The organism is Micromonospora sp. NPDC003776 (genome assembly GCF_053605645.1).
Map to the genome: position 1 here is coordinate 1 of NZ_JBSGJR010000610.1, position 4045 is coordinate 4045.

Genomic DNA, 4045 nt, shown 5'->3' on the forward strand with positions numbered 1-4045 from the left:
CGGCGCGCAGGTGGGCGGCCAGCCGGGGCGGCGCGTGCAGCGTCACCAGCAGGGCTGCGACCTGGGCGGGCAGGGGGCGCAGCGGCGGGTCGCGGGGCGCGGTGAGGGCGCGGTGCAGCGCGTCGAGGCTCACGTCGCCAAGGGTACGGCCGCCGGTCCGCGGGGCATGGCCGCCATCGGAGCGGGTACGCGGGCCGCACGTCGGACGGGGAGGTTCGCGGTGGAGGCGTACCCGGCGGTGGAGAACCACGGGCTGATCGGAGACCTGCAGACCGCCGCACTGATCACCCGGGACGGCACCCTGGACTGGTTCTGCGCACCGCGGTTCGACTCGCCGAGCATCTCGGCTCGGTGGTCCGCGTAACTGGGACTACCGCTACACGTGGGTGCGGGACGCGTCGTTCTCGGTGCACGCCCTGCTCAGTCTCGGCTTCACCGCCGAGGCGCGCGGCTACCTGGACTGGCTCAGCGAGCGGATCCGGGAGGCCGAGGAGTGCGGTGAGCCGCTGCAGATCATGTACCGGGTGGACGGTTCCCGCGACCTCACCGAGGAGGCGCCGGCGGCGCGGGCCGCCGGCGCGTCGACGGGTGCGGCCGGTCAGCCGCGGCGTCGCTCCTGGCAGGGGACGCAGTGGCGGGCCCACGGCAGGATCTCCAGCCGGGCGGGCGGGATCTCCCCGCCGCAGCCGTCGCACCGGCCGTAGGTGCCCTCGGACATGCGGCGCAGCGCCTCGGCGGTCTCCGCGATGCCCTGGCGGGCGGTCTCGATCAGCCCCCGCAGGGTGTCCGGGTCGTAGCCGCCGTGATCGGGCCGGCGGCCGTGCAGGGTGAGCTCGGTCAGCTGGCCGGTGTAGATGTGGTACTGCTCCTCGAGGCGGGCGCGCAGGGCCTCGGGGGTGACGTGCAGGGTGTCGCTCATGGTGTGTCGCCTTTCGGTGTGCGCGCCGGTCGGGGACCGGCGCGACCGGTGGGGAGGGTGGGTTCGCCGCGGGTCACTCGACGGCGGGATGACGGGCGGCGGCGGAAGCGGCCAGGCTCGCTCCGGTCAGCGCGGCCGTCCGCGGACCGGCGGCGCGGTGCACCGGTAGCCCGGTCGCCGCGGCGATGCGGTCCCGCAGGTCGGGCCGGGTGGCGCCGTCCCCGACCAGGACCACGCCGCGGGCCAGGGCGGCGGCGACCGGTACGGTGCCGGTGGTCCGGGTCAGCTCCCGGACGAGGCGGCCGACCGCGTCGGCGAGCGTGCCGACGGTGGCACCGCGGGCCAGGTCGGCGGTGCCGAGGTTCGCCCGGCGGCCCTCGACCACGCGGCTGTCCCGCAGGACGGCCACCTCCGTCACCTCGGTGCCGAGGTCCGCGACGAGCAGGGTGCCGGTGCCCGCGCCGGCGCCGATCGCGGCGGCGCGGACGGTGTCGATGAAGAGCAGCCGGGCGGGTGCGAACACGGCGTCGAGGACCCGCCGGGTCAGCTCCTCGTCGGCGACCGTCGCCAGCAGCGGCCGGCAGGCGACGACCAACGGGCCGGCCGGCACCGCGATCCGGTGCTCGCGGAGCAGCTGCGACAGCGCGGCCGCGCAGCCGGCGCCGTCGACGATCTGGCCGCGCCGTACCACCGGCTGGTGCCGGATGGACCGGTCGCCGACCGGGGTGCTGATGGTGCCGTGGTGGGGCAGCCGGACCCGGAGCTGGCCGCTGCCGAGGTCGACGGCGACCGGCGCGGGACGGGCGGCCGAGGTCCCGTCGGTGCCGGTGCGACGGGTGCCGGCCTGGGCGAGAGGCATGCCGACCTCTTTTCGAAGGAGATGTGGAGATCCCGCCGACCCGGGCGGGACGGCGGGAGGAGCCGGAAGAAGGGGGGCCGGACGGCCGGTCAGCCGACGAGCGGGGAGGGGGCGGACCGGCGGTCCGGCCGGGCCCCGGCGGCGGCGGCGGACCGGTGACCTGCGCGGGCGGGGCCGCCGGGTCGACCGGGGCGCACCGGCGGCCGCGCCGCCGTGCTGCTCGTCATCACCCGCCTCCTCGCCGTCCGGGGAATCTGTCGGACCTCCAGCGTCCGTCGCCGTCGGCGCGTTGACATGGCCTGCCACCGGCCAATATCCGGAGCGCTGTTTGCCGACCACCGGCGACCTCGCCGGTGGCGACGATGGCCGGGGCCGTGCCGCCGGGCGGGCGGCTATGGTGGCCGCATGTTCCCACCCGGTCACCGGTCCGACACCCTCCAGCGCCGCGCGCTGACGGTGCTCGTCGTGGTGGCCGTGCTCACCGTGCTGCGGCACGCCGGCCGAAGCGTGGGGCTGTGCATCGTGGTCAGGTTGGCAAGCGCCGTCCCGGGGTGCGTTCCGGCCTGGTCGGCCGACCGGGCGCCGCCGGGCGGCGCCGCCCTCGCCTGACGGCGGCCGCGCCGGGCGGCGCCGTCACCCGCCTCTCCCGTACGGAGCCCCCATGCAGATCGAACGGACGCCGCTACCCGGAATCGGGGTGCGGCTCACCTTCACCACCACCCAGGGCCGCCGCGTCGGTGTGGTCGCCTACCGGGGCCAGGACCGGCGGGACGTGTTCCACGACGACCTGGCCGATCCGGACAGCACCTGCGGCCTGCGTCTCACCCGGTCCGAGGCGGTGGCACTGGCCCATCTGCTCGGCCTGCTCGACGTGGTCGACGTGCCCGCCGGCGGGGACCCGCCGCGGTGACGGCGCGCCCGCTACCCGGTCGGGCCGGGCAGCGGGCGGCGCGGCCAGTCCAGCGCCCGCGCGCCGTACGCGGCGGCCTGCAGGGTGAACCGGTCGCCCGGGTCGTTCGGGTCGTACCCGCTCAGCGTTCGGATCCGGCCCAGTCGGTAGGTGACCGTGCGGACCGAGACGTGCAGCCGCCGGGCCGCCTCGGTGGCGACGCCGCCGGTGGCGAAGTACGCGTCGAGGGTGTCCAGCAGCGGCCGGGCGCCGCCGCGCGCCTGGCACAGCGGACTCAGCACCGCCTGCACCAGGTCGACCATGGCCGGCTGGTCGCGCAACAGGACGCGGTAGACGAGCAGGTCGTGCGCCTCGACGACCGGGGTGCGGGTGTTCAGCCGCCGCGCCATCGCCAACGTCTCGCGGGCCTCCTCGTAGGAGCGGGCGATGCCGTACAGCCCCGGGTGCGGGCGACCCACCGTCACCTGCCAGGATCCGCCGCGCGGCAGGCGGTCCAGCTCGGCGTGCATCAGCCGGCCGAGGTCACCGGCCGAGTGGCGGGCACCCCGGTCGGGGGCCACCGCGTCGGCGGGGGCGATCACCACCAGCAGGCCCTCCTTGGTGGCCACCAGCACGTCGCGGTCACCGAGCCGGTCAAAGATGACCGCCTCCAGCGCGCTGATCGCGGCCTCGGTGTCCGGCAGCCGCCGGCCCGGCGCGGCCAGCGCCACCTGGTGCACCCGGGCCAGGTCCAGGCCGAACGGCTCGGCCCGCGCCACCAGGCCACCCAGGTCCGAGTCGCCGCGCAGCAGGTCGTCCACGAGTTCCCGGCGCAGCGTCTCCTCCCGCCGGACCAGCTCGCGGCGGGCGGCGGCGTACCCCTCGGCCAGGGTGGCCACGGCGCTGTCGACGACGTGCAGCACCGCGTCCGCCGAGGCGCGCACCACCTCGCTGTCGCCCGGGGCGGCCAGCTGCGGCAGTTGCTGCCAGAGCCGCCGGGCCGCCGAGAGGTAGAGCCGGACCGCCCGGCCCGCGGAGACGCCCTGCTCGGCGGCGCGCCGCCCGAGCGCGCCCACCGCGTCGAGGTCGGCCCGGCCCGGCCGGCGGCCGGTCACCGCAGCCTCCACCAGCAGCGTCAGATAGTCACCGAGCAGGTCGACTGGCACGCCGGCGTCGGCCGCCGCGGCGCTCGCCACGGCCGCCAGGCACGCCTCCCGTTCCGGTCCGCCCGTGGGACCGCGCCGGATCCCACCGGTCATCGCGCCGTTCCTCCTGGCCCCACCGCTCCCCGTCGCGGCCAGCTTACGACGCCGACCGCGCCGGTCGCGCACGGTGGCCGGCAGGTCACCCGCCCACCGGGTCGGCGGCCGCCCGGACC

5 protein-coding genes and 2 pseudogenes are annotated in these 4045 nt (G+C 77.3%); 4 read left to right on the forward strand and 3 right to left on the reverse strand.

The features are described 5' to 3' along the window. Nucleotides 1–220: 220 nt before the first annotated feature. Nucleotides 221–349 (forward strand): annotated as a pseudogene (locus tag ACWEVO_RS31875) (trehalase-like domain-containing protein); the annotation flags it as partial. Further along, nucleotides 348–554, forward strand: a pseudogene (locus tag ACWEVO_RS31880) (glycoside hydrolase family 15 protein); the annotation flags it as partial. The pseudogenes ACWEVO_RS31875 and ACWEVO_RS31880, both read left to right, overlap by 2 nt. A gap of 44 nt (nucleotides 555–598) precedes the next feature. On the opposite strand, the gene ACWEVO_RS31885 reads toward ACWEVO_RS31880, so the two are convergent. Next, complete coding sequence (locus tag ACWEVO_RS31885) at nucleotides 599–919, reverse strand: TraR/DksA family transcriptional regulator (RefSeq protein WP_452311165.1); 321 nt, start codon at nucleotides 917–919, stop codon at nucleotides 599–601. 73 nt (nucleotides 920–992) lie between these two features. Then, nucleotides 993–1778, reverse strand: coding sequence for a cell shape-determining protein MreB (locus ACWEVO_RS31890; protein ID WP_452311166.1), 786 nt, complete (start codon nucleotides 1776–1778; stop codon nucleotides 993–995). Nucleotides 1779–2183: 405 nt separating this feature from the next. On the opposite strand from ACWEVO_RS31890, the gene ACWEVO_RS31895 reads away from it, so the two are divergent. Together ACWEVO_RS31895 and ACWEVO_RS31900 are read left to right on the forward strand one after the other, a co-directional pair. Next, nucleotides 2184–2387, forward strand: a complete 204-nt coding sequence (locus ACWEVO_RS31895; RefSeq protein ID WP_452311167.1) for a hypothetical protein — start codon at nucleotides 2184–2186, stop codon at nucleotides 2385–2387. 52 nt (nucleotides 2388–2439) lie between these two features. Continuing rightward, nucleotides 2440–2688, forward strand: a complete 249-nt coding sequence (locus ACWEVO_RS31900; protein WP_452311168.1) for a potassium transporter TrkA — start codon at nucleotides 2440–2442, stop codon at nucleotides 2686–2688. Between the two features lie 11 nt (nucleotides 2689–2699). Here ACWEVO_RS31900 and ACWEVO_RS31905 read toward each other — a convergent pair. Continuing rightward, nucleotides 2700–4045 (reverse strand): PucR family transcriptional regulator (locus tag ACWEVO_RS31905; protein ID WP_452311169.1); only part of this gene is annotated, 1346 nt, incomplete at its 5' end.